28 protein-coding genes, 3 tRNA genes and 1 riboswitch are annotated in these 20,837 nt (G+C 62.9%); of the genes, 27 read left to right on the top strand and 4 right to left on the bottom strand.

All coding sequences use genetic code 11. The features are described from left to right. Window positions 1–407 precede the first annotated feature (407 nt). Together V9K84_RS04325 and V9K84_RS04320 are read left to right on the top strand one after the other, a co-directional pair. Window positions 408–572, top strand: coding sequence for a hypothetical protein (locus V9K84_RS04325; RefSeq protein ID WP_338794049.1), 165 nt, complete (start codon window positions 408–410; stop codon window positions 570–572). A gap of 57 nt (window positions 573–629) precedes the next feature. After that, complete coding sequence (locus V9K84_RS04320; RefSeq protein ID WP_254506344.1) at window positions 630–902, top strand: hypothetical protein; 273 nt, start codon at window positions 630–632, stop codon at window positions 900–902. Window positions 903–1,213: 311 nt separating this feature from the next. On the opposite strand, the gene V9K84_RS04315 is transcribed toward V9K84_RS04320, so the two are convergent. Beyond that, window positions 1,214–1,462 carry a hypothetical protein gene (locus V9K84_RS04315; protein ID WP_338794044.1) on the bottom strand — a complete coding sequence of 83 codons (249 nt, stop codon included), beginning with the start codon at window positions 1,460–1,462 and terminating at the stop codon, window positions 1,214–1,216. Window positions 1,463–1,479: 17 nt separating this feature from the next. On the opposite strand from V9K84_RS04315, the gene V9K84_RS04310 reads away from it, so the two are divergent. From V9K84_RS04310 to V9K84_RS04220, 19 genes are all read left to right on the top strand, one after another. Then, window positions 1,480–1,764 carry a hypothetical protein gene (locus V9K84_RS04310; RefSeq protein WP_338794043.1) on the top strand — a complete coding sequence of 95 codons (285 nt, stop codon included), beginning with the start codon at window positions 1,480–1,482 and terminating at the stop codon, window positions 1,762–1,764. A gap of 20 nt (window positions 1,765–1,784) precedes the next feature. Further along, window positions 1,785–2,039, top strand: coding sequence for a hypothetical protein (locus V9K84_RS04305; RefSeq protein WP_338794041.1), 255 nt, complete (start codon window positions 1,785–1,787; stop codon window positions 2,037–2,039). Next, entirely contained in the window at window positions 2,036–2,482 is a 447-nt protein-coding gene (locus V9K84_RS04300; RefSeq protein WP_338794039.1) for a hypothetical protein, read from the top strand. The genes V9K84_RS04305 and V9K84_RS04300 overlap by 4 nt, the downstream gene beginning before the upstream one ends. Window positions 2,483–2,768: 286 nt before the next feature. Then, a complete protein-coding gene (locus tag V9K84_RS04295) occupies window positions 2,769–3,893 on the top strand; it encodes a hypothetical protein (protein WP_338794037.1) in 1,125 nt (374 codons plus the stop codon). An 8-nt stretch (window positions 3,894–3,901) separates the two neighbouring features. After that, window positions 3,902–4,717 (top strand): ERF family protein, encoded by an 816-nt coding sequence (locus tag V9K84_RS04290; RefSeq protein ID WP_338794035.1) that lies wholly within the window; start codon window positions 3,902–3,904, stop codon window positions 4,715–4,717. Next, entirely contained in the window at window positions 4,714–5,481 is a 768-nt protein-coding gene (locus tag V9K84_RS04285) for a lambda exonuclease family protein (RefSeq protein ID WP_338794033.1), read from the top strand. Before V9K84_RS04290 ends, V9K84_RS04285 begins: the two co-directional genes overlap by 4 nt. After that, window positions 5,478–5,984, top strand: coding sequence for a hypothetical protein (locus tag V9K84_RS04280; RefSeq protein WP_338794031.1), 507 nt, complete (start codon window positions 5,478–5,480; stop codon window positions 5,982–5,984). The genes V9K84_RS04285 and V9K84_RS04280 overlap by 4 nt, the downstream gene beginning before the upstream one ends. Before the next feature lie 81 nt (window positions 5,985–6,065). Then, window positions 6,066–6,425 carry a hypothetical protein gene (locus tag V9K84_RS04275; RefSeq protein WP_338794029.1) on the top strand — a complete coding sequence of 120 codons (360 nt, stop codon included), beginning with the start codon at window positions 6,066–6,068 and terminating at the stop codon, window positions 6,423–6,425. 62 nt (window positions 6,426–6,487) lie between these two features. Then, window positions 6,488–7,069 carry a DUF1566 domain-containing protein gene (locus tag V9K84_RS04270; protein ID WP_338794027.1) on the top strand — a complete coding sequence of 194 codons (582 nt, stop codon included), beginning with the start codon at window positions 6,488–6,490 and terminating at the stop codon, window positions 7,067–7,069. Window positions 7,070–7,135: 66 nt separating this feature from the next. Beyond that, entirely contained in the window at window positions 7,136–7,756 is a 621-nt protein-coding gene (locus V9K84_RS04265; protein WP_338794025.1) for a DUF1566 domain-containing protein, read from the top strand. Window positions 7,757–7,808: 52 nt separating this feature from the next. Next, window positions 7,809–8,165 (top strand): four helix bundle protein, encoded by a 357-nt coding sequence (locus tag V9K84_RS04260; protein WP_210014837.1) that lies wholly within the window; start codon window positions 7,809–7,811, stop codon window positions 8,163–8,165. 202 nt (window positions 8,166–8,367) lie between these two features. After that, the gene (locus V9K84_RS04255; protein ID WP_338794021.1) at window positions 8,368–9,522 is read left to right on the top strand and encodes an RNA-directed DNA polymerase; all 1,155 of its coding nucleotides are present in this window, start codon (window positions 8,368–8,370) and stop codon (window positions 9,520–9,522) included. A gap of 49 nt (window positions 9,523–9,571) precedes the next feature. Beyond that, a complete protein-coding gene (locus tag V9K84_RS04250) occupies window positions 9,572–10,081 on the top strand; it encodes a hypothetical protein (RefSeq protein ID WP_256582830.1) in 510 nt (169 codons plus the stop codon). After that, a complete protein-coding gene (locus V9K84_RS04245; protein WP_088514775.1) occupies window positions 10,078–10,347 on the top strand; it encodes a hypothetical protein in 270 nt (89 codons plus the stop codon). The genes V9K84_RS04250 and V9K84_RS04245 overlap by 4 nt, the downstream gene beginning before the upstream one ends. Then, on the top strand, window positions 10,344–10,667 hold the full coding sequence (locus V9K84_RS04240; RefSeq protein ID WP_088514776.1) for a hypothetical protein: 324 nt from the start codon (window positions 10,344–10,346) through the stop codon (window positions 10,665–10,667). The genes V9K84_RS04245 and V9K84_RS04240 overlap by 4 nt, the downstream gene beginning before the upstream one ends. After that, window positions 10,664–11,056: a phage protein NinX family protein gene (locus tag V9K84_RS04235; RefSeq protein ID WP_338794015.1), complete on the top strand. Its 393-nt coding sequence runs from the start codon at window positions 10,664–10,666 to the stop codon at window positions 11,054–11,056. Before V9K84_RS04240 ends, V9K84_RS04235 begins: the two co-directional genes overlap by 4 nt. A 43-nt stretch (window positions 11,057–11,099) precedes the next feature. Continuing rightward, window positions 11,100–11,585: an SAM-dependent methyltransferase gene (locus tag V9K84_RS04230; RefSeq protein WP_338794013.1), complete on the top strand. Its 486-nt coding sequence runs from the start codon at window positions 11,100–11,102 to the stop codon at window positions 11,583–11,585. Between the two features lie 50 nt (window positions 11,586–11,635). Then, complete coding sequence (locus tag V9K84_RS04225) at window positions 11,636–11,992, top strand: DUF5406 family protein (protein ID WP_054915259.1); 357 nt, start codon at window positions 11,636–11,638, stop codon at window positions 11,990–11,992. A gap of 247 nt (window positions 11,993–12,239) precedes the next feature. Beyond that, a complete protein-coding gene (locus V9K84_RS04220) occupies window positions 12,240–13,331 on the top strand; it encodes a site-specific integrase (protein ID WP_338794010.1) in 1,092 nt (363 codons plus the stop codon). A 9-nt stretch (window positions 13,332–13,340) separates the two neighbouring features. Here V9K84_RS04220 and V9K84_RS04215 read toward each other — a convergent pair. The 3 genes from V9K84_RS04215 to V9K84_RS04205 form a co-directional block, all read right to left on the bottom strand. After that, window positions 13,341–13,425, bottom strand: a tRNA-Leu gene (locus V9K84_RS04215). A gap of 53 nt (window positions 13,426–13,478) precedes the next feature. Further along, window positions 13,479–13,554 (bottom strand) — tRNA-His (locus V9K84_RS04210). A gap of 41 nt (window positions 13,555–13,595) precedes the next feature. Continuing rightward, window positions 13,596–13,672: transfer RNA gene (locus tag V9K84_RS04205), tRNA-Arg, on the bottom strand. Between the two features lie 285 nt (window positions 13,673–13,957). Here V9K84_RS04205 and folD point away from each other — a divergent pair. From folD to V9K84_RS04175, 6 genes are all read left to right on the top strand, one after another. Next, window positions 13,958–14,812 carry a bifunctional methylenetetrahydrofolate dehydrogenase/methenyltetrahydrofolate cyclohydrolase FolD gene (folD, locus tag V9K84_RS04200; protein ID WP_043864505.1) on the top strand — a complete coding sequence of 285 codons (855 nt, stop codon included), beginning with the start codon at window positions 13,958–13,960 and terminating at the stop codon, window positions 14,810–14,812. A gap of 118 nt (window positions 14,813–14,930) precedes the next feature. Further along, window positions 14,931–15,133: riboswitch (cobalamin riboswitch) on the top strand. A gap of 120 nt (window positions 15,134–15,253) precedes the next feature. Beyond that, a complete protein-coding gene (locus tag V9K84_RS04195) occupies window positions 15,254–17,188 on the top strand; it encodes a TonB-dependent receptor (RefSeq protein WP_058541314.1) in 1,935 nt (644 codons plus the stop codon). 98 nt (window positions 17,189–17,286) lie between these two features. Further along, on the top strand, window positions 17,287–17,628 hold the full coding sequence (locus V9K84_RS04190) for a (2Fe-2S) ferredoxin domain-containing protein (protein ID WP_043864507.1): 342 nt from the start codon (window positions 17,287–17,289) through the stop codon (window positions 17,626–17,628). Beyond that, entirely contained in the window at window positions 17,625–18,551 is a 927-nt protein-coding gene (locus V9K84_RS04185; protein ID WP_088515234.1) for an ABC transporter substrate-binding protein, read from the top strand. Before V9K84_RS04190 ends, V9K84_RS04185 begins: the two co-directional genes overlap by 4 nt. Window positions 18,552–18,684: 133 nt before the next feature. Next, complete coding sequence (locus tag V9K84_RS04180; protein ID WP_054915323.1) at window positions 18,685–19,602, top strand: arginine deiminase-related protein; 918 nt, start codon at window positions 18,685–18,687, stop codon at window positions 19,600–19,602. Between the two features lie 23 nt (window positions 19,603–19,625). Continuing rightward, window positions 19,626–20,672 carry an ornithine cyclodeaminase gene (locus tag V9K84_RS04175; protein ID WP_043864509.1) on the top strand — a complete coding sequence of 349 codons (1,047 nt, stop codon included), beginning with the start codon at window positions 19,626–19,628 and terminating at the stop codon, window positions 20,670–20,672. The last annotated feature ends 165 nt before the right edge of the window (window positions 20,673–20,837 follow it).

Below are 20,837 nucleotides of genomic sequence, written 5' to 3'. Positions count from 1 at the left end.
CGCGGGCTTTTTCATGCCTTCCGAAAAAATATCAACCTGAGGTTGTTGACTTTCATCAACCGCTGGTTGATATTTGCCTCACAGCCGGCGCACACCACCCGGCCAGGCCCTCACCGGCCGCCGCTCTTTAACAACCCGAAGACGAGCCACCAGGCGCCGAGTGAATCCGGCCGTTGAGCCCTGGTGGACAGTACGCAACACAGCAGACTCCCTTGCTCGACATGTCGGCTCGCTGGTCTGTTGAGAGTTACCAAATTCAGCTGCTGCGCCCGGCACGCCGACGCAGCGGCCAGTAAAGACAGAACGATTTGAGCCAGCGACCGACGCCAGTAGCGGGTCGCGGCAGATTTCCTCGGTGCCCTTCTCGCGAGGGGCATCAGGGAAATCAACCGAAAGAGGCATCCAGCATGTGGCCGAAACACCCAAGCGTAGAGTTCCTGATCCGTAACTTCAGCAAGGCACGAGTTCTGGTTGCGGCGCCAGCAAACCCTGTTGCCAAGCAGCTCGGCATTCAGCGCGAAATTACTGACGCCGACGCGGTAAACGCAATGGTGAAGAAGTACGCGAAATGACTTCGCCGGCTGGCCTTGGCGACAGGGCCAGACGGGAAATCAACCGAGGAACGCAGCATGCAGATCAACCAGCAAAAAACGGTTCAGGTCGATGTGACCGAGCTACGCCTTCACATCAAGGTGCGCGATGGCTTTGCCGCAGGCCTACAGGACGCTCAGGGCGAAGAGGTGGGCAGCTACGAGGGCTACGTGCCCGACTTCTTCCCGGGTGACCACTACGGCGATTACCTGATCCTGAACATCGACCTTGAGACAGGCCAGATCAAAAACTGGAAGAAGCCGGTCGCCGCCGACATCGAAAAGATGCTGGCCCAGGGCGAAGACGACTGAACAACCAGCGCCACGTCAGCCTGACGTTAACTGCCCGATGCCCTGCTCCCCATCGCAGGCTGCATCGGAGTGTGAACTGAATCCTGCCGCCAAGCAGCACAGCTTCTATCCAGCGAGATCGGGAGGAACGAACACCGGTCGATGCAGAGATTGGCTCCTGCCAGTTCACACCCCGATGCATCCCGCATCCCCTTCCCTTCACATACGACCGCATTAGGCAGGTGCCAGGCCACCTTTCAAGGTGGGTTTGGTCACCCGCGCCTGGCTCCTGGCCAATGCGGTTGGCTACCGAGGTTCACGCTATGAGCGAATCACCACTTATGGTCACCTGCCCTGACTGCGGCGGTGACGGCAAGGAGACTTGCCACAACCCCGATCACGGCCTGATAGGCGCTCTGGGATTCCACGACATTGGACGGATCGGCTGCCCCTGCTGCGGTCACGATGAGCGCCACAAGGTCAAAAATGGCGGTGCTTGCGACACGTGCGCCGGAGAGAAGCAGGTTACGGAAGGGGTCGCCCGCCAGTTCTGCCAGGACCTTGATTACGACTTCGAGCACGTGATGGGGATGCTGGCATGAGCGGCTGGCAGCCGATCACTTCGGCTCCACGCGACGGCACTGAGGTGCTGCTTGCATCGATTGGCCAGAAGTTTGACGGCGTGCTTATCCCAGATCGGGTGACGCTGGGGCATTACACCGTAGGCGACGAGCTTCTGAAGCACGTAGGCGACTGCGGCGGTGTGTGCCGCTGCCCTGAGTACGAAGACATCGAGCCCTTCTGGATGTCATGGGACGGTGGTTTCACCGACGAGAACCCGCCTACCCACTGGATGCCACTTCCGGCACCACCCACCGAGTAACCCACCACCTGGAGGCGACCATGCACCCAAGCATCCAAACCCGGCGCGACATTCTTTCCGTGCTCAAGGAGCGCTCTGTGATTGCCACTGCCGAGTTCTACGAGAAGGTTGGCCGGGTGATGCCGGTGATCCTGTTCCGGCTCCAGGTGAAGCCTGCGGGCCGGGACTTCTTTCATGTGGTGGACAGTGCCAGCGGCAAGGTTGTTGGCTTCCGCCGAGATCACAATGAGGCCTGTGCGTTGGCGCGCCGGCTGGAGACGGAGACAAGGTCATGAGCAACTTCCTCGAAACGCCGGAAGGCCCGAACTGGCTGCACGACTCGATCAACAAGCTGATCTGCGGCGAGAACGTCACGGCGCCGCGCCCGTTTGGCAAAGAGGTCTCGCTGGTAACCCCCCAGTCACTATACGAGGCCCTCGCGGAGCACTTGGGCGCACAGGAGCACATCGCGCCGCTGCTGACCGACAACCGCGAGTACCCGATTGAGCGGATGATCTGTGAGGTCATCGCCGACGGTCGCGGTATTCACCGCAAGGCGCACGATCTTGCCTGCGAGGCGGTAGGCCCATCCAAAGCGGGCCACCCTACTGCCCTGCATGACGTGGCCGAAGCCCTGATTCGGCCGTGGGCCAATGAGTATGGCCGGGCCCTAGCCGAAGAGGTCGCTGCTGACCTGGCTATCGATCGGTACGAGCAGGCCAAGGCTGACGCAGCATGACAGGTCTTCAGCGCGCCCGCCGCTTCGCCTTCTGGCGCGGCAGCTTCACCACCCTCTTCATCTGCACTGCCTGGATGCTCGCAAGCGCCCTGGCCGGCACCCTCACTTCCTGAATTCACACCCGGCGCACGGCGGGCCTTCGGGATAACCGTACCCCTCCGGGAGCGTAAGCGGCGAGAGCGCGCAACCATCCACCGCAGCCAGGGCCTGGAGCGTACCTCCAATCTGGGTGACCTGGCATTTCCCTATTCCAACTGACGGCGCCGGCCTGGCGCGAGGTTTTCCAATGTCCGCAGAACAGAAACTGATCGCGATCGAAGAGATCAGCGAGGCGAACGCCCCGGCCATCTACGTGGCCGGCGGCCTGCAGCAATTCATCGACCTGGTGAAGGGTGAGGTGCTGGGCGAGGTTCCCGACCTGAAAACCCGCAAGGGCCGGGAGCGCATCGCCAGCCTGGCCGCCAAGGTCAGCAAGTCGAAGACCGCCGTCGAGAAGCCCGGGCGCGACTACCTGCGGCGACTCAAGGAAATGCCGAAGGTGGTCGAGGCTGAGCTTCGCGACTTCGTGACCAAGATGGACACGCTGCGGGATGAAACGCGCCGGCCGCTCACCGAGTGGGAAGCTGCCGAGGATGCTCGGATCGATCGCCACAACGACGCCATCGACCACATGAAGGGGCTGTCCACCGAACTGGGCGCGCTGGATGCCGAGCAGCTGCAGGCTCGCATCACCGAGCTGTCCGCATTCCAGTTGGGCGAAGCTTGGGAGGAATTCGAAGCTGAGGCGGCCCGGGTCAAAGAGTCGTCTATGAGCGCCATCCAGGCAGCAATCACAGCCCGGCAGAAGTACGACACCGAGCAAGCCGAACTGGCCCGCCTGCGCCGTGAAGCAGAAGAGCGCGCCGAGCAAGACCGCATCCGTCTGGCACAGGAAGCCGCCGTCGAGGCAGAGCGCGAGCGCGTGGCTCAGGCGCAGCAGGCCGAGCGTGAAGCCGCCGCCCGCCGCGAGCAGGAGCTGATCGACCAGGCCGCCGCACAAGAGCGCGAAGCCGAGAACCAGCGCCTGCAACTCAAGCTGCAAGCCGAACAAGCCGAGCGCGCCCGGATTCAGGCAGAGGCCGACCGCGTTGCTACCGAGCAGCGGATGGAGCAGGAGCGCCAGGACGCCGCTCGACGGCAAGAAGAGGCAGCCGAGCAGGCGCGCCAGGAAGAACGCCGCCGCGCCGATGCCGCTGCAGCCGAGATCCTCCGGAAGCAGGAAGCCCGCGAGCGCGACGAGGCCCACCGACGCAGCATCAACCGTTCAGCGCTGGAAGCTTTCATCGCCGGCGGCATGCCAGAAGCCTGCGCAAAGCAAGCGGTCACCCTGATCGCGCAGCGCAAGATCCCGAACATCGCCATTTCCTACTGAGGTACGCCATGAGCGCCACAGCTATCGCCGAGCACCGCGAGTCTCGCCAAATCGCCGCGGCTGCGGCCACCCCTGAAGCCACCGCCATGCTGACCATGGTCCAGCGCGCGGCTACCGACCCTTCGTTCGATACCGAGAAGATGCAGGCCATGATGGCCATGTATGAGCGGTACACCGACCGATCTGCTGCGGCCGCCTTCAACGCTGCCATGGTGCGCGCCCAGTCCGATATCGGGCCGGTCTTCCGCGACAAGTACAACAGCCAGACCAACAGCTCCTACGCCGCCCTGGAGTCGATCGACAAGAAGATCGCGCCAACCTACACCCTTCACGGCTTTTCGCTGTCGTTCGGCACCGATGACAGCCCGCTGGCCGGGCACATCCGGACAGTTTGCGACTGCATGCACGAGGCAGGGCACACCAAGCGCTACCACGTCGACTTGCCCATCGACTCGACGGGCATCAAGGGCAGCGTCAACAAGACTGGCGTGCACGCCAATGGCTCCACCTACAGCTACGCCAGGCGATACCTGACGATGATGATCTTCAACGTCGTGCTGACGAACGAGGACAACGACGGGAACGGCGACGGTGACCAGCCTCAAAGCCTCGGCGAGCTGATGAATGAGTGGGTCCCGAAGGCCTACGCAGCTGAATCCAAAGATTCGCTCACGGCCGTCTGGCAAGCGGGCGTCAAGTTCGCCCAAGACCTAAAGGCCACTGACAAGAAGACGGCCGACGAGCTGTACGAGGCCTTGAAAGTAGCGGTTAGCGCTCGAGGCTCTCAGCTCAGCGCGGCCCCACAAGCAGGAGCAAGCCAATGATCATCGTCAATTGCACCCAAGGGTCTCCCGAGTGGCTGCAAGCCCGCGCTGGAGTGATCACTGCCAGCATGTTCAGCACCGCCCGCTCCAAGGTGAACGGCTTGACCGCGCAACAGCGCACCTACGTTGACGCTATCTTGGCCGGGCACAGCGAAGCCAAAGCACGCGACGTTGCCGGATACAAGGCAGGGCCGAAGGCGGAGGTGGTTCAGAGGGCGCTGGATGGGGAAAAGGTCGGAGAGCCATCAAATGCCGCCCTCACCTACGCCTTCGAACTGGCGGTCGAGCGTATTGGTGGTGCCCCTCTCGATGGCGGGTTCGAGACCTGGCAGATGCGCCGCGGCCACGAACTGGAGCCGGAAGCCCGTATGGAGCATGAAATTCAGACGGGCCTGATCGTCAGGCAGGTCGGCCTGGTCAAAACAGACGACGGCTCGTTCGGCGCCAGCGCGGACGGCTTCATCGGTGAGGATGGCGGCAGCGAGTACAAATGCTTCCTGGCCCCGGACAAGCTCCGAGCATTCCACATCGACAACGACGCCAGTGATGTTATCGACCAGGTGCAGGGTTGCATGTGGATCACCGGCAGGAAGTGGTGGCATATCGGGATGTACTGCCCGCTCCTGAAGCCCGTCGGGCGCCAGCTTTGGTTGCAAGAGTTCAAGCGTGATGACGACTACATCGAGAAGCTCGAAGAAGACCTCTGGCAGTTCAAGCTGCTGGTCGACCAGTACGAGACCAAGCTGAGGAGCAAGGCAGCATGATCGATAACCATATCATCACCGGCGCCCAGCGCCAGGCAGAACTGGAGGCAGCCAAGGCTGCCTTCTTCGCATCTGGCGGCCGGGTGGTCGAGCTCCAAGGGTTCAACTACAAGCCCCGCCCGCCCAAGGCAGCTGGCTCCGATCAGATCTTTTCCATCAAGTCGGAGGCCCAGAAGAAGCGCGCGGCAGAAGCCAGGCGAATCGCGGAAATCCGCGAAATGTCGAAAACCATGACGCAGGCCGAAGTGATGGAGGCCACCGGGTTATCCAGGAAGCAGCTGTTCAAGCTCTCTGAAAAGTACGGCATCGCTTTTCAGTCGGCCAAGGCCCGAGAGCACGAAGAATGCCGGCGGCGCCGGGAAGCGCTTTCAGGCTTCGTGCGGTACTGCGCCGAAGAGCAGGGCATGAACAAAACTGATACCGCCGAGGCACTGGGCGTCAGCCGGGCACTGATCTCGACCATCCAGAAAGAGTTCGACATCAAATTCCAGGCGGCCCAATGAGGCGCATCAACAACCGAGTGCAGCAGCGCCGCCGGCAGCTGCACATTCACTTGCCGCCCAGCGGCTTGAAAGAGGTGCCGTATGGCGATGACGCCGCAAGAGCGCGACGAGAAGCGCAGAAAGAAAGAGGCCAAAGTCGGCATTGAAGACCTGCGGATGAAGGCCGGCCAAGGCACCCGCCAGGCCCTGGCCGAAATCATGGAGTGGGCCGAGGTCGAGGAAAACGGCGAGGCAATGACCCTGCTGATCCACCGCATCCATGAATTAGGGCCTGAAGCGGCCCGCCACTTCCTCAGTGCTCCGCGCCACGAAATCAAGCTTTCGAGTTCCGTGGTGCGCAAGCTCGACCGGTTCCGACTGAGCCGCGAACTGCGCGCGCCGGACCTTCTGCTGGGCGATGACCCCGACGACACCGGCCTGTTATTGCTCGGCAACGGCTGAACAAAAACTTCACTTACCCATATGCCGCCCCAGGCAGGGCTGCTCACTCCTGAGAGATGCTCATGAAATCTGAAATGGTAAAGCTTGAACACAACGGTCTGCACTTCAAGGTGGCCCGCCCGAAGCTCGCCGAACTTGCCCTGGTTAGCGCTCTGGCCGGCCTGTCGTCCGCCAACGCCCCGAGCAACATCGCTGTGCCGCCAGTCGGCCAGCCTTGGCCGGGCCAGGGCGGTATCAACGGAGGATTCGTGCCGGCCATCGGTGACGTGCCGGCGCACTACCTCATTTTCGCCCACGAAGACATCGGTGAGCACGAGTGGGGCGGCCGCAATACTGAGTCGAAAGCCACCAGTCGGCACGACGGCAAGGCCAACACTGACATCCTGATAGCAGAGGGCGGCCATCCTGCCTCTGAAGCAGCCCGGGCATACCGCGCTGACGGACATGCCGACTTCGACCTTCCGGCCGCATCTCAGCTCTACCAGGCTTGGGTCCACGGACTGATCACCGAAGGGGCTTACTGGAGCAGTTCGCAGCGCTCCGCCCACTACGCATTCGGCATGAGCTTCGATGATGGCTGTCAGAGCACCGGCGGCAAGGGCGGCGAGCTCCGTGTCCGCCCCGTCCGCAGATTCTTTATTTGATCCTTCATTCATTCGAACAAGGGCGCATCAGCGCCTTTTTTGTTGCCTGCACACAAGGAGCAGCACATGAGCGCAGTTGAGAAAGCAGCACAGCCCGCCAACATCCCCGCCATCGGCGAGGCCTACGGCGGTGGCTTCGTTACTGGCATCGCTCGCGACCAAGATACCGGCGCGCGTCACCTGTGGATCACCGCCGGCGCCGAACATGAGCTTCAAGGGCGCTGGGGAGAGTACGGCGTGAAGATCGAAGGCGTCGACAGCTTCACCAACAGTCGCGCCAACACCGAGGCTATGGCCGCATCTGGCAGCGAGCTGGCCAAGCAGGTCCTGGCTCTGGAGATCGATGGCTTCACAGACTGGGCCATCCCAGCGCGCGACGTGCAGGAGCTGCAGTACCGCCACTTCAAGCCGACCACCGAAGAGAACTGGGCCGGCCGGCGCGACGGTGACAACCCTCACAGCGAGCCAGTAGGCCTGCTGTACAGCGAGGAAGACCCCAAACAGACCGCTCACGAAGCTTTCCAGGCCGGCGGCCCCGAGGCGTTCCGCGATACCTGGTACTGGTCGAGTTCGCAGCGCTCCGCCTACCACGCATTCGGCATGTACTTCGGTGATGGCTCTCAGGGCTACGGCGACAAGAGCGGCGAGCTCCGTGTCCGCCCCGTCCGCAGCGAGCTTATTCAGTAATTTTTTCATTTAACCGGCCGCTTGCGGCCGGCCGCCCAAGGAGGGGCATGACATGGCAATGCACACCGAGCTTTCGATCTACAGGGCCGCCAGCGGCCTTTTGCAGATGGCCACGAACCTCACCAGGAACATCCCGCGCGAGCTCAAGCAGTCGCTGGGCCGGCGCGTGATCGACGAGTGCATTGACGTGCTCATGCTCATTGCCCGGGCAAACGCGACGCAGGACAAGCGTCCACACCTGTCGGTACTGGTCGAAAAGGTCCAGGTGATCGAACTGCTCATGCGCCTCTTCAAGGACAACCGCTTCATCAGCGCTGACCAGCACGCCAGAACGATGGAGGTCACCACATCGATCGGCAAGCAGGCCAACGCCTGGAAACGCTTCACCCCATCCGCGCCCGCTGCCTGAAGGTTACGGCTTCCAGGCCTGTGCGAATTGAATCTGGTCGTGCCGCTGACCTTGGGTCACCGCCATGCGCACCATGGATACCGCCGGTCTAAAGCGTCCGTGTAGGTCCAGCGCAGTTTGTCCGCCGAGCAATCGGCAGGCCGACGTAGATAGCACGACAGGTCGCAGCGCTCCGCCAACAACGCATTCAACATGAACTTCGATGATGGCTATCAGAACAACAACGACAAGAACAACGAGCTCCGTGTCCGCCCCGTCCGCAGATTCAACGCCCTACCCGTTCAGCGAACTGGTCCAGGCCTACTACGACTGCCGGCGCTCCAAGCGCAACAGCAACAGCGCGCTGGCATTCGAAGTGAACCTGGAGCGGAACCTGACGGAGCTGCACCGCGCCCTGGTCACCGGCCAATACCGGCCAGGCCGCTCTATCTGCTTTGTGGTCACCCGGCCAAAAGCCCGCGAGGTGTGGGCCGCCGACTTCCGCGACCGCATCGTGCACCACCTGCTGTACAACCGCATCGGCCCCGGCATCGAAAGCAGCTTCATAGTGGACAGCTGCGCCTGTATCCCAGGTAGAGGCACGCTGTACGCCGGCAAGCGCCTTGAGGCGAAGATCCGGAGCCAGACGCAGAACTGGTCGAGGCCTGGCTTCTACCTGAAGTGCGACCTGGCAAACTTCTTCGTCGCGATCGACAAGCGCGTGCTGGGCCGCCAGTTGGTAGCCAGGGTCACCGATCCATGGTGGCAGCAGCTGGCCCTGCAGGTGCTCACGCACGATCCGCGCGAGAACTACGACGTGCGCAGCCCGGCGCACTTGTTCAACCGGGTACCGCAACACAAGCGACTGACCGCGCAGCCAGCCCACCTGGGCCTGCCCATCGGTAACCTGTCCTCGCAGTTCTTCGCCAACGTCTACCTCGACGCGCTGGACCAGTTCTGCAAGCACGAACTGCGCGCTAAGCACTACATCCGCTACGTCGACGACTTCGTGCTGCTGCACGACTCAGCGCAGCAGCTGAACGAGTGGCTGCACAGGATCGAGCAGTTCCTGCCAAGCCTGGGCGCAAGGCTCAACCCGTCGAAAACGATCCTGCAGCCAATTGACCGCGGCGTTGATTTCGTCGGGCACATGATCAAGCCGTGGCGCCGAACCACACGTAAGAGATCAGTGGCCCAGGCCATGAAGCGCACCGCAGCCGCGCCGGCTGAAGAGCTGCGCGAGACGGCCAACAGCTACTTCGGTTTACTCAGCCAGGCCAGCCACAGCCAGAAAGACCGCGCAGCGCTGGCGAACCTGATCCTGCGCCGGGGCCATTCGGTCAACGGCGACCTGACAAAAACCTACCTCAAGCGATAACCCCTCTCCCCTCTATTCACTGCCGCGATATGGCGGCCAAGGAATCCGTATGCCCAGCGCACAAACGGCGGCACGTTGGTGCCCGGACGAATGCCCGATAACAGGGCGCAAGTTCTTCATGTGGATTGAGCACCCCGATGGCGGGATGGTGCCGACCTATGGCGGCCCTTTCGACAGCTACACGATCCCGACCCGCGACGGCGAAGAAGGCTTCTTCTGTGAACGATACGACCACGATTACGGTGGTTGGCGCGACGACGAAATGGTCGGCTTGAAGCTGATCGATGACCAAAGCGACGAATGCGAGCACGGCCAGGTTGCCGAGCTGCGGGAAGAAATTGAACGACTCAAGGGTCAGAGCCGCACCATTACGCTCTCCGGCTGCGAGTTCACCGAAGACGATCTGCTCCGCACTGCGGTCCGCATGGTGCGTGGCACCACCAGAATGAAGCAGCCACGCTGGGTGCTCATGAAGGATGCCTTCTGCTGTGGTTCTGGCGTGGCGCACGCGCTGTGCCGGCGTTTCGGCTTCGACCCAGACGAGGGCCTGCGCAAATGACCCGCCTCGCCCTCTGCCTCCTGCTGCTGGCCACCGGCGCCAGCGCAACCGAACTGCCGTCAGGTGTCTGGTACTTCGAGGACAAGCCCCGCGGCGTCGTGTGCTACGTCATGAACTCGCTGGGCAACAACGCCATCAGCTGCGTGAAGGTCTGGCTGCCGCAAGTGGCCGGCAACCAGCGCCAGCTCTCCCCGCACGAAACACAACCCGAGCATACACCCGCACTGGCGCCTGGGCGCTGGATTGATGAGAGGTATCAGCTGTGAGCAAGAAGAAAACGAGCTTCACCATCGTATCCAGTGATGAACTGGAAGAGCTGCGCCGCGACCGCGACAGGCTTAGCGCCCTGGAGTCGTGCTGCTGGGATGTTCGTTTCGAGAGTCATTCGAATGGCATGGACGGCGACTACACGATCGGCATTGAGATCATCGGCCATTACATGGGCAAGCCATGCGCTCGGGTGCTGGGCGAGAACTACAACGAGGACCTGCGCGCCGCCATCGACCAGGCGCTCACCGCTGAGGCATATCCGCCAGAGCGCCCGGAGTACGACCTGTATGGTAATCCCGAACGGAGGCGCGCATGACCGACCTAATCGAAGTGAAGACGGCCGACCTGGTGGGCGAGCAGTTGGCCTGGGCGGTCGCCAAGGCCGAGGGGCTGGATGTGCATGTGGCCAAGCCGCACTACGGCGCGCCGGCCAGGGTGTTCGTGAACTATCGCGGCGAGGCAACCGAGCGGTGCGAGCGGTACAATCCGCAAGAGAGCTGGGCGCTTGGAGGGCCGCTTGTCGAGAAATACAAGCTGGATCTTGGTGCACCAATGGAAACGAAGCTGGGCCCCTGGAACGCCAACACTGAATGGGGGCACCCGCTTGGCATGAAAGGAGAGACCGCTCTGATCGCTTCATGCCGCGCAATCGTCGCCGCCAGACTAGGAGACCCAGTCCAGGTGCCGAAGGAACTGATGCCATGATCGCCCTCGCCTATATGGCCTACCTGATCTACAGGGGGCCGCGATGAGCGCCGCAGCCAAAGTGCTCGATCCGTGCAGCGCCAGCCGCATGATGTGGTTCGACAAGCAAGACCAGCGCGCTTTGTTCGGCGACATCCGCGACGAGGAGCACCTGCTCTGCGACGGCCGGGTGCTCAAGGTTGAGCCGGATGTGCTGATGGACTTCCGGCAGTTGCCCTTCGAGGATTCGGCCTTCCGCCTGGTGGTGTTCGATCCGCCGCACCTCACCCGCGCCGGTGTCGACAGTTGGATGCGCGCCAAGTACGGTCTGCTCACCAGCGACTGGCGCGAAGACATCCGGCAGGGGTTCGCCGAGTGTTTCAGGGTACTGGAACCTGAAGGAATCCTGATCTTCAAGTGGAACGAAACCCAGGTGCTGGTCAGCGAACTGTTGGCCCTCACCGATGAAAAGCCCCTGTTTGGCCACAAGTCCGGCAAGCGCGAAAAGACGCACTGGATGACCTTCATGAAGCGCCCCGCTTCAGCCTAACCCCCCCCCTACAACTCAAGCCCGCCGACATGCGCGGGCGAGGATTCCCTATGTCCGCAATCATGAACTACGACCCCAATCTGACCTGCAGTGGCAGCATGGCCAGCCAAACAGTTCGCCTCACATTCGCACTGTGGCAATACCGCGCGCAAGCCGAGGTGATCATCGGCGGAAACTGCACCGGCCTGGAGGTGATATCCGCAGCGGTGGGTTCCGTTTACGAAAAGCTCGAGCAGCGGTCCATCTACAACAGCGCTGACACCTACGCGGTGCTTTTGATGGCAGATCCGAATGATCCGACTCAGACGCTCGAGTGTGGCGATGACGACCCTGATGGCGCGACAGGCGACGACTGGCTGAGCAACATGCTAATAGCCGCCGAGATCATTGCCATCGCGCCGAGGTAACAACCAACCTGCCGCCACCGGCGGCGTGGAGACCATCCATGAACCTGCGACTGATTTCAGTCACCCAGGCGGCTGAGATGCTGGGAATCGGTCGCTCAACTGCCTATCGCCTCGCGAAGGACGGAAAAATTCCATGCGTGCGGGGCTTCGGGCCGCTGCGCGTTCACTATCAAAAGCTCGTTGAGATGATCGAGGCTGGCATCCCTGCTACCCTCGCCGCCGCGGGCGTCGTATCCGAGGAGAGGATATGCCGTACAAACGAGGAAAGGTGTGGTGGATCAGCTACACCGCGTCAGATGGAACGTACGTTAGACGCTCTTCTGGCACCGAGGACCATGCCGCAGCCAAGGCTTTAGAGCAGGAACAGCGGAGCCAGGCGTGGCGGGAAAAGGAGATGGGGGTCGATCGCCAGCGGACGTTTGAGGAAGTGATGGTTGAGTACCTGAACCATGCGGCCCAGACGCAGCGCAGTTTCGAAACCACGCAGCACCGGGTGAAAGCACTTCGCACGTTCTTCGCCGGCCGAATCATGAACGACTTGGCCGGTAAGGACATTCGGGAGTACTCGTCCCTTCGGATCAAGGCCGGGAAGTCGCCGGCCACCATCAACCGGGAGCTGGCCGCGCTGTCTGCGGCAATCAACTGGGGCATCACTGAACTGGAGTGGGGTCTTCCCAACCCGGTGAAGGGTCGAACGATGCGGGAGCCAGAAGGCCGGGTGCGCTGGATTACTAGATCGGAGGTTGACGCCCTGTGCCGCGTGGCCAGATCGCAGCGCCATGGAGATGTGCTGGACGACTTCATCCGCCTGGCGGTAAACACCGGCTGCCGCAAAGAAGAGATGCTCGGGCTTGAATGGCGACGGGTGGACATGGCCAACCGGCTGATTTTCCTGGAGGGGGAAAGAACGAAGGCCAAGAAACGCCGCAGCATCCCGCTGAACGAGGCCGCTATGGCGGTGATGCGCAGCAGGATGGCCGATCGGGCCGAGCACTGCCCATCTTCACCCTGGGTGTTCTCGCGTCGCAATGGGGAAAGGGTCGCTGATCCGTCTACCGGGTTCGATTCAGCAACAAAGAAGGCAGGCATTACCGACTTCACCATCCACGACCTGCGGCATACATGCGCAGCTTGGCTGGTGACAGCTGGGGTACCGATGATGGAGATAAGGGATTTGCTAGGGCATTCGTCGGTGCAGATGACCGAGAAATATGCGCACCTCGCACCGGCCAGGGTGCGAGATGCGGTCAGTGTGCTCGACAAGCCAATGTCACAATCTCGCTACACTGATAATCCAGCGTGTCGAGCGGAGGGCGCTCTAAAGCTGGTAAGTACTTGATTTACAAGGTGGTGCGGACGAAGAGACTCGAACTCTTACAGCTTGCGCCGCTGGAACCTAAATCCAGTGTGTCTACCAATTTCACCACGTCCGCGTGAAGCTTTTAAAGCAAAGGCGCCGGATTTTCATCGGGCGCCTTTTAGAATATGGGGTGGACGATGGGGATCGAACCCACGACAACAGGAGTCACAATCCTGTGCTCTACCAACTGAGCTACGCCCACCATATTGCTTTACTGCTTTTACTTGTGCCAGCTGCCTGTATTGGCGCACCCGGCAGGACTCGAACCTGCGACCATCCGCTTAGAAGGCGGATGCTCTATCCAGCTGAGCTACGGGCGCATATTTAATCTGCTTTCTGTTAGGATTACAAATTAACTTTTAGTCATACCGAACAAGCTATCAAAACCACTCATTCTGCCTGACCTTGCTAACCAGTGCTAGGCTCTGCCCGACAAGTGCGATGAATGTTATAGACGAGCGGCAAAGACGTCAACACCTTTTTGAAAAAAATTCATTTTATTTAAGGGGTTAGGGGAATTGCCAGACCAAGCGCCTTTGCCCTGCGCCCCGGTCATGCGAGAATGCGCGCTCTTTTTATTCCCTCTCGATGGTTAATCACGCGTCATGACTGCACAACTTATCGACGGCAAGGCGATCGCCGCCAGCCTGCGCCAGCAGATCGCCCAACGTGTCGCGCAACGTCGCGAGCAAGGCCTGCGCACCCCCGGCCTGGCAGTGATCCTGGTAGGCAGCGACCCCGCCTCCCAAGTCTATGTTTCGCACAAGCGTAAAGACTGTGAAGAGGTCGGCTTCAACTCCCAGGCCTATGACCTGCCCAGCGACACCACCCAGCAGGCGCTGACCGACCTGATCGACCGCCTAAATGAAGACGCCGACATCGACGGCATCCTGCTGCAACTGCCACTGCCGGCGCACCTGGATGCCTCGCTGCTGCTCGAGCGCATTCGCCCCGACAAGGACGTGGACGGTTTCCACCCTTATAACGTAGGCCGCCTGGCCCAGCGCATCCCGCTGCTGCGCCCGTGCACCCCCAAAGGCATCATGACCCTGCTGCACAGCACCGGTCAGGACCTGTACGGCATGAATGCGGTGGTAGTGGGCGCCTCGAACATCGTCGGCCGCCCCATGGCCATGGAGCTGCTGCTGGCCGGCTGCACCGTGACCGTGACCCACCGCTTCACCAAGGACCTGGCCGGCCACGTCGGTCGCGCCGACCTGGTGGTGGTGGCTGCCGGCAAGCCGGGGCTGGTCAAGGGTGAATGGATCAAGGAAGGCGCCATCGTCATCGACGTGGGCATCAACCGCCAGGAAGACGGCAAGCTGGTGGGCGACGTGGTCTACGAGACCGCCCTGCCCCGCGCCGGCTGGATCACTCCGGTGCCAGGCGGCGTCGGGCCGATGACCCGGGCGTGCCTGCTGGAGAACACCTTGTATGCGGCCGAAGAGCTGCACAAGTAAGGCTCGATCGGCAGCATCAGATAACGGCACCTGAGAAGGTGCCGTTTTTTTTGGCCTGAAACAAACGCACGCTCGTCAGCAAAGGCCGTCAGGTTGACGAACTGTCATGACAATGGTCAGATGCGGCCCAGTTTCAGGTGCCTGCTGCCGCCGTGCAGCAGGTGAAACGGGAAGCCGGTGCGTCTTGCATGACTAGTCCGGCGCTGCCCCCGCAACGGTAAGCGAGTGAAGCATCCAACGGCCACTGTGCGCAACGCATGGGAAGGCGGATGACTTCGAGCCTCGCAAGCCCGGAGACCGGCCTGCAAACCCACGACTGTTGAAAGGATGCGTTCAGTCATTTTGGCAAACCTGCGGTGGGCGGGCACGAGCCGGTATTCTGGCGCGCGTTCGCCGGAACCCTCCTGTGCGCTTCCCGAAAAATCCTTTTTCGAGAAGTAGATGAAGACACGTCGTTTTACCCTGATCGGTTGCCTGATCGGCAGCCCGGCCCTGGCGGCCAGCGAACCCCTGACCCTCGACCAGCAGATCGTTTCCGCACCCTCGGTGGAGTCCACCACGGTGGCCGAGATGGCGCGCTATGGCAGCAAGGTGGAGGTCGTGGACCGCGAGCAGATCGAGCGCGCCGGCCCCAGCGCCGACATCACCCGCGTGCTGCAGATGTTCGTGCCCGGCCTGTATGTGGCGCCCAAGCAGGGGCCGTTCGACTATGGCACCTATTCGCTGCTGGGCGGGCGCAACGACGACACGCTGATCATGCTCGACGGGGTGCGCCTGAACAACCGCCTCTACGGGGGCATCTATATAGACACCCTGCCCGCCGCCGCCATCGAGCGCATCGAGGTACTCAAGGGCGGCCAGAGCCTGCTGTTCGGCACCCAGGCCGTGGCCGGGGTCATCAACATCGTCACCCGTTCGGCCCATAGCCGCGACCCCTCGGGCCAGGTCAACCTGGGCGTCGACAGCTTCATGGGGCGCAACGGCGATGCCCGTATCGAGCGCATCTTCAGCAACGGCCTGGGCGACCTGGGGCTGCTGGCCTACGTCAGCCACAACGTGTCCGAGGGCTATCAGCCCTACCACAGCAGCCAGATCACCTCGACGGTCAGCGACAAGAAGCGCAGCTACGAGGTCAACACCTTCGGCGCCAAGGCCGCACAAAGCCTGGGCGATGACAGCCGCCTGGAGCTGTTCTACCAGTACAGCGCCGCCAACCTGGACTTCCTGCGCCCGGACGCCAACCGCCGTACCACCAACGACCGCGTGCAGCAGATCGCCACGGCCACCTTCGAGCAGCGCCTGAACCCCGGCTTCAGCTACTTCGTCAAAGGCCACATGAACGATTGGGATACGCGCTACACCCGCATCTACAACAACACCGACGGCAGCACCCGCACCCTCAACCACGATGACTACTGGGGCTTCAGCGACTGGGGCATGCAGGCCGAAGGCAAGGCCGTGCTCCCCGGCGAGCACACCCTGGTGTTCGGTACCGACAACCAGTGGTTCAAGGGCAAGGACGACGTGCTCAAGATCGACAACAACCAGGCCGAGGCCCATGCGCTGTATGTGCAGCTGCGCCCTGTCATCGACGCCCTGCCTGACTGGCACCCCAGCATCGGCGTGCGCCGCGAGCACCTGAGCGGCGGTGACAGTGCCACGGTGGGCATGCTCACCTCGCTCTACGACCTGACCGACCAGCTCAAGCTGCGCGGCCAGTTCGGCACCGCCTACAAGCTGCCCAACGCCGAGCAACTGTACGTCAACGAGCCGGGCGACGAGATGGGCAACCCCAACCTCAAGCCAGAGAAGAGCCGCAATGCCGAACTGGGCCTGGACTACACCGGCCTGATCCAGGGCCAGCCTTACAGCCTGAGCGGTACGCTGTTCACCCGGCGCATCGAGGACCTGATCACCATCGTGGATGCACAATGGGTCAACGGCGATGGCGAGATCCAGGTGCGCGGCGTCGAGGTCAACGGGCAGTTCCAGCTCAGTGACCGCTGGCAGCTGGCGGCAGACATGACGCGCAACCTGAGCGAGTCGCGCAACGGCGCCACCCTCAACAACATTCCCGGGTTCTTTGCACGCAGCCGGCTGGGGTACGAGTCGGGTGACCGGATGTGGGGCGCAGGCGCGGCGGTGCGCTACATCGGCACGGTGAAAAGCCCGCGGGATGTGGACTACGGGCATTACACCGTGGTGGACGCCGATGCCTACCGCTACCTGGACGGCGCCCGCCAGCATCGCCTGAGCCTGCTGCTGGAGAACCTGCTGGACCGCGACTACACCACCAGCATGGACAGCGGCGCGCGCAAGGTGCAGAACCTGGGAAGGCCGTTCACCAGCGAAGTGCGTTACACCTACAGCTTCTAGAAGCAGCGCGGGTCAAGCCCGCTCCCACAGGCTCATCCGTCACCTGTGGGAGCGGGCTTGACCCGCGAAAGCCGCACCACGGACTCAAGGACAAGCCCATGCCCATCCCCAGCAAACCCGAGTGGTCGCACATTCCCGCCCACGCCCGCCACGTGATGCTGTGCACCGGCCCGCGCTGCACCCAGCGCGGCGCGCAGCAGGTGTGGAAAGTGGTGCGCAACGAACTGCTCGCCGCCCAGCGCATGGAAACCGCCGACGGCGTGCTGCTGACCCGCACCCACTGCCAGTTCCCGTGCAACCTGGGCCCGGTCGCCACCGTCTACCCCGAGCGCTGCTGGTACCGCATCGCCAGCGCCGACGATGCCCGCCGCCTGGTGCGCGAGCACCTGGTCGCAGGTACCCCGGTCAGCGCACTGCTGCTCAATGGTGATACCCCATGACGCGCCTGCTCTGCCTGCTGTTGTGCCTGCTCGGCACCACGGCCCACGCCCAGACCTACCGTAACTGCGGCCAGGACTGGACCCTGCCGCACGCCCCGCCGCAGCGCATCCTGGCGCTCAACCAGCATGCCGCCGACCTGCTGCTGGCCCTGCAGGTCGGCCCGTCGCTGGTTGCGGTGAGCTACATCGATGACGACCCCGAGGCGCTGGCCTCCCGGCGCTACCGCGGCGTGCCCCTGCTGTCGCGGCTATATCCCTCGCCGGAGGTGTTCTATGCCCAGCGCTACGACCTGGTGGTCGGCGGTTTCGCCAGCGCCTTTCGCGATGGCGTGGGCGCCCGTACCCACCTGACCCGCAATGGCATCGGCAGCTATCTGCTGGAGAACGCCTGCGACCCGCGCCCGGCCTCCGGTTTCGCGGCCATCGAAGACGACCTGCGCAGCCTGGGCAAGCTGCTGCAGCGCGAATCCCAGGCCGCTCGGCTGATCGCGCAGCAACGAGCAGACCTGGACCGCGCCCGCCAGCTCGCCGCGCAGCATGCCCCGCTTTCGGTGTTCTACCTGGACAGCGAGCACCAGGGCCTCGACAGCGAGGGCAGCCGCGGCTTCATCACCCAACTGATCCAGGTTGCCGGTGGGCGCAACCTGTTCGCCGACGTCGACCTGCACCGCGTGACCGTCGACCCCGAAACCCTGCTGCAACGCGACCCGGACGTGATCATCCTGGCCGACGCCGTCTGGTCGCCGGCCCGGCGCAAGCGCGAGTACCTGCACAACCACCCGGCCCTCTCGAAGTTGCGTGCGGTGCGCGAGGGCCGGCTGATCGACCTGCCCTTCACGCACCTGGTGGCAGGCGAACACAGCGCCCGTGCTGCCGTCGCGCTGGCCAACCAGTTGCGTGACATGGCCGAGCACCTGCCCTGAACCGGCACAGCCGATTACGCTGCAATACCCCGCTTTTCAGCTTTCCCCGCTGAGCGCCCCGCGCGCTTCAGCCGGGATTGCAGCGCCACTGCATCGACAATAGACGCACTGCCAACCCCGGATGCGTGCCTCGATGCAAACCACCAATACAGTCTTGATGATCCGCCCCGCGCGGTTCGCCTTCAACCCGGACACCGCACTCAACAACCGCTTCCAGCAGCCTGCGCTGGACCCCGACCAGGCACAGCATAAAGCGCTGGAAGAGTTCGACGGCTATGTGGACACCCTGCGCCAGCATGGCGTCGAGGTGCTGGTGGTGCAGGACACGCCGGCCCCGCACACGCCTGACTCGATCTTCCCCAACAACTGGTGGAGCAGCCACGCCGACGGCAGCCTGGTGCTCTACCCGATGGAGGGCCACAACCGCCGGCTGGAACGCGACAAGGGCGTGCTGCAGGTGCTCGCCGACCGTTTCAGCATTCACAACACCATCGACCTGAGCCCGCTGGAGCAACAGAGCATGTTCCTGGAAGGCACCGGCAGCATGGTGCTCGACCGCGAACACCGCATCAGCTACGCCTGCCACTCCGGGCGCACCCACACCGAAGCACTGCGCCAGTTCGCCGACAGGCTCGACTACCGCCTGTGCCTGTTTCACGCCGTCGACCGGCACCGGGCGCCCATCTATCACTGCAACGTGATGATGAGCGTGGGCCGCGGGCTGTCGGTGGTGTGCCTCAAGGCACTGCCCGATGCCGACGAGCGCCGTACCCTGGAACACAGCCTGCGCGCCACCGGCAAGGACATCCTGGCCCTGGACTTCGACCAGCTCGAAGGCTTCGCCGGCAACATGCTCGAAGTGCACGACAAGCAAGGCCAGCCGCTGCTGGTGATGTCGCGCAGTGCCTGGCGCTCGCTGCACCCCCAGCAGCGCCGCCAGGTCGAGCGGCACACCCACCCGGTGGTGGTGAACATCGACAACATCGAACGCATCGGCGGCGGCAGCGCGCGCTGCATGCTCGCCGAAGTGCACCTGCCGGTGCGCAATTGACCGACCACAAGAAGGAGCTCCCCATGACCCGTTACATCGACGTCAACGACCTCAGCCAACTGGTCGCCCGCAAGGGCCTCACTACCTGCCTGGAAGAAATGGCCGAGTACATCCGCCAGGACTACCTGCGCTGGCACGACTTCGAAAAGTGCGCGCGCCTGGCCAACCACTCGCCAGACGGGGTGATCGAGCTGATGCCGGCCTCCGACGCCAACCTCTACGCCTTCAAGTACGTCAACGGCCACCCGAAGAACACCCAGCGCGGCATGCTCACCGTGATGGCGTTCGGTGCGCTGGGCGATGTCGACACCGGCGCGCCATTGCTGCTCAGCGAAATGACCCTGACCACCGCGATCCGCACCGCCGCCACCTCGGCCCTGGCCGCACGCTACCTGGCGCGCCCCGACAGCCGCAGCATGGCGCTGATCGGCAACGGTTCGCAGAGCGAGTTCCAGGCCATCGCCTTCCACGCGCTGGTGGGCATCGAGGAAATCCGCCTGTACGACCTGGACCCACAAGCCACGGCCAAACTGGCCGCGAACCTTCGCGCCTTCCCGGCGATCAAGGTGGTACTGGCCAGCTCCGTGGCCGATGCGGTACGCGGCGCCGACATCGTCACCACGGTCACCGCCGACAAGGCCTACGCCACCATCCTGACCGCCGACATGATCGAGCCGGGCATGCACCTGAACGCGGTGGGTGGCGACTGTCCGGGCAAGACCGAGCTGCACCGCGACATCGTCGACGCCGCACGGGTGATCGTCGAGTACGAACCGCAGAGCCGCATCGAGGGCGAGATCCAGCAGATGCCAGCCGACTCGCCGATCACCGAGTTCTGGCAAGTGGTCAACGGCCAGGTGCTCGGCCGCGAGAACGACACCCAGGTCACCCTGTTCGACTCGGTGGGCTTTGCCATCGAAGACTACTCGGCCCTGCGCTATGTGCTGGATGTGGCCAAGGCCCTGGATATCGGCCATGAAATCGACCTGGTGCCGGCCCTGGAAAACCCCAAGGACCTGTTTGCACGGCTGCTGCCCAAGGTTCAGGCGGTGCACAAGAAACGCGCCTAGACCGGGCCTGCACGTCAATCCAGGCGGCCGTGCACCTTGCACGGCCGTACACAGCAAGCTGCCCCGAAGCCAAAACAGGAGGTCATGCAGCCGATTCGGCTGACACCGAATCGCCAACAGCAGAATCCGGCAGCCAGCGCCGGCCCAAACGACACAAAAAAAATG

Source organism: Pseudomonas sp. AE27, assembly GCF_037113495.1.
Lineage (GTDB): Bacteria > Pseudomonadota > Gammaproteobacteria > Pseudomonadales > Pseudomonadaceae > Aquipseudomonas > Aquipseudomonas palmensis.
Note: the sequence above shows the minus strand (reverse complement) of the source record. Positions and strands in the feature narration are given on the sequence as shown.

Bases quoted from the DNA above. Each gene is read 5' to 3' on its own strand.
- V9K84_RS04290 (WP_338794035.1), top strand. From the start codon at position 3,902: ATGAGCGCCACAGCTATCGCCGAGCACCGCGAGTCTCGCCAAATCGCC.
- V9K84_RS04235 (WP_338794015.1), top strand. From the start codon at position 10,664: ATGACCGACCTAATCGAAGTGAAGACGGCCGACCTGGTGGGCGAGCAG.
- V9K84_RS04300 (WP_338794039.1), top strand. From the start codon at position 2,036: ATGAGCAACTTCCTCGAAACGCCGGAAGGCCCGAACTGGCTGCACGAC.
- V9K84_RS04310 (WP_338794043.1), top strand. From the start codon at position 1,480: ATGAGCGGCTGGCAGCCGATCACTTCGGCTCCACGCGACGGCACTGAG.
- V9K84_RS04305 (WP_338794041.1), top strand. From the start codon at position 1,785: ATGCACCCAAGCATCCAAACCCGGCGCGACATTCTTTCCGTGCTCAAG.
- V9K84_RS04225 (WP_054915259.1), top strand. From the start codon at position 11,636: ATGTCCGCAATCATGAACTACGACCCCAATCTGACCTGCAGTGGCAGC.
- V9K84_RS04175 (WP_043864509.1), top strand. From the start codon at position 19,626: ATGACCCGTTACATCGACGTCAACGACCTCAGCCAACTGGTCGCCCGC.
- V9K84_RS04325 (WP_338794049.1), top strand. From the start codon at position 408: ATGTGGCCGAAACACCCAAGCGTAGAGTTCCTGATCCGTAACTTCAGC.
- V9K84_RS04195 (WP_058541314.1), top strand. From the start codon at position 15,254: ATGAAGACACGTCGTTTTACCCTGATCGGTTGCCTGATCGGCAGCCCG.
- V9K84_RS04280 (WP_338794031.1), top strand. From the start codon at position 5,478: ATGATCGATAACCATATCATCACCGGCGCCCAGCGCCAGGCAGAACTG.
- V9K84_RS04245 (WP_088514775.1), top strand. From the start codon at position 10,078: ATGACCCGCCTCGCCCTCTGCCTCCTGCTGCTGGCCACCGGCGCCAGC.
- V9K84_RS04275 (WP_338794029.1), top strand. From the start codon at position 6,066: ATGGCGATGACGCCGCAAGAGCGCGACGAGAAGCGCAGAAAGAAAGAG.
- V9K84_RS04265 (WP_338794025.1), top strand. From the start codon at position 7,136: ATGAGCGCAGTTGAGAAAGCAGCACAGCCCGCCAACATCCCCGCCATC.
- folD (WP_043864505.1), top strand. From the start codon at position 13,958: ATGACTGCACAACTTATCGACGGCAAGGCGATCGCCGCCAGCCTGCGC.
- V9K84_RS04220 (WP_338794010.1), top strand. From the start codon at position 12,240: ATGCCGTACAAACGAGGAAAGGTGTGGTGGATCAGCTACACCGCGTCA.
- V9K84_RS04260 (WP_210014837.1), top strand. From the start codon at position 7,809: ATGGCAATGCACACCGAGCTTTCGATCTACAGGGCCGCCAGCGGCCTT.
- V9K84_RS04285 (WP_338794033.1), top strand. From the start codon at position 4,714: ATGATCATCGTCAATTGCACCCAAGGGTCTCCCGAGTGGCTGCAAGCC.
- V9K84_RS04180 (WP_054915323.1), top strand. From the start codon at position 18,685: ATGCAAACCACCAATACAGTCTTGATGATCCGCCCCGCGCGGTTCGCC.
- V9K84_RS04185 (WP_088515234.1), top strand. From the start codon at position 17,625: ATGACGCGCCTGCTCTGCCTGCTGTTGTGCCTGCTCGGCACCACGGCC.
- V9K84_RS04270 (WP_338794027.1), top strand. From the start codon at position 6,488: ATGAAATCTGAAATGGTAAAGCTTGAACACAACGGTCTGCACTTCAAG.
- V9K84_RS04295 (WP_338794037.1), top strand. From the start codon at position 2,769: ATGTCCGCAGAACAGAAACTGATCGCGATCGAAGAGATCAGCGAGGCG.
- V9K84_RS04320 (WP_254506344.1), top strand. From the start codon at position 630: ATGCAGATCAACCAGCAAAAAACGGTTCAGGTCGATGTGACCGAGCTA.
- V9K84_RS04250 (WP_256582830.1), top strand. From the start codon at position 9,572: ATGCCCAGCGCACAAACGGCGGCACGTTGGTGCCCGGACGAATGCCCG.
- V9K84_RS04190 (WP_043864507.1), top strand. From the start codon at position 17,287: ATGCCCATCCCCAGCAAACCCGAGTGGTCGCACATTCCCGCCCACGCC.
- V9K84_RS04230 (WP_338794013.1), top strand. From the start codon at position 11,100: ATGAGCGCCGCAGCCAAAGTGCTCGATCCGTGCAGCGCCAGCCGCATG.
- V9K84_RS04255 (WP_338794021.1), top strand. From the start codon at position 8,368: ATGATGGCTATCAGAACAACAACGACAAGAACAACGAGCTCCGTGTCC.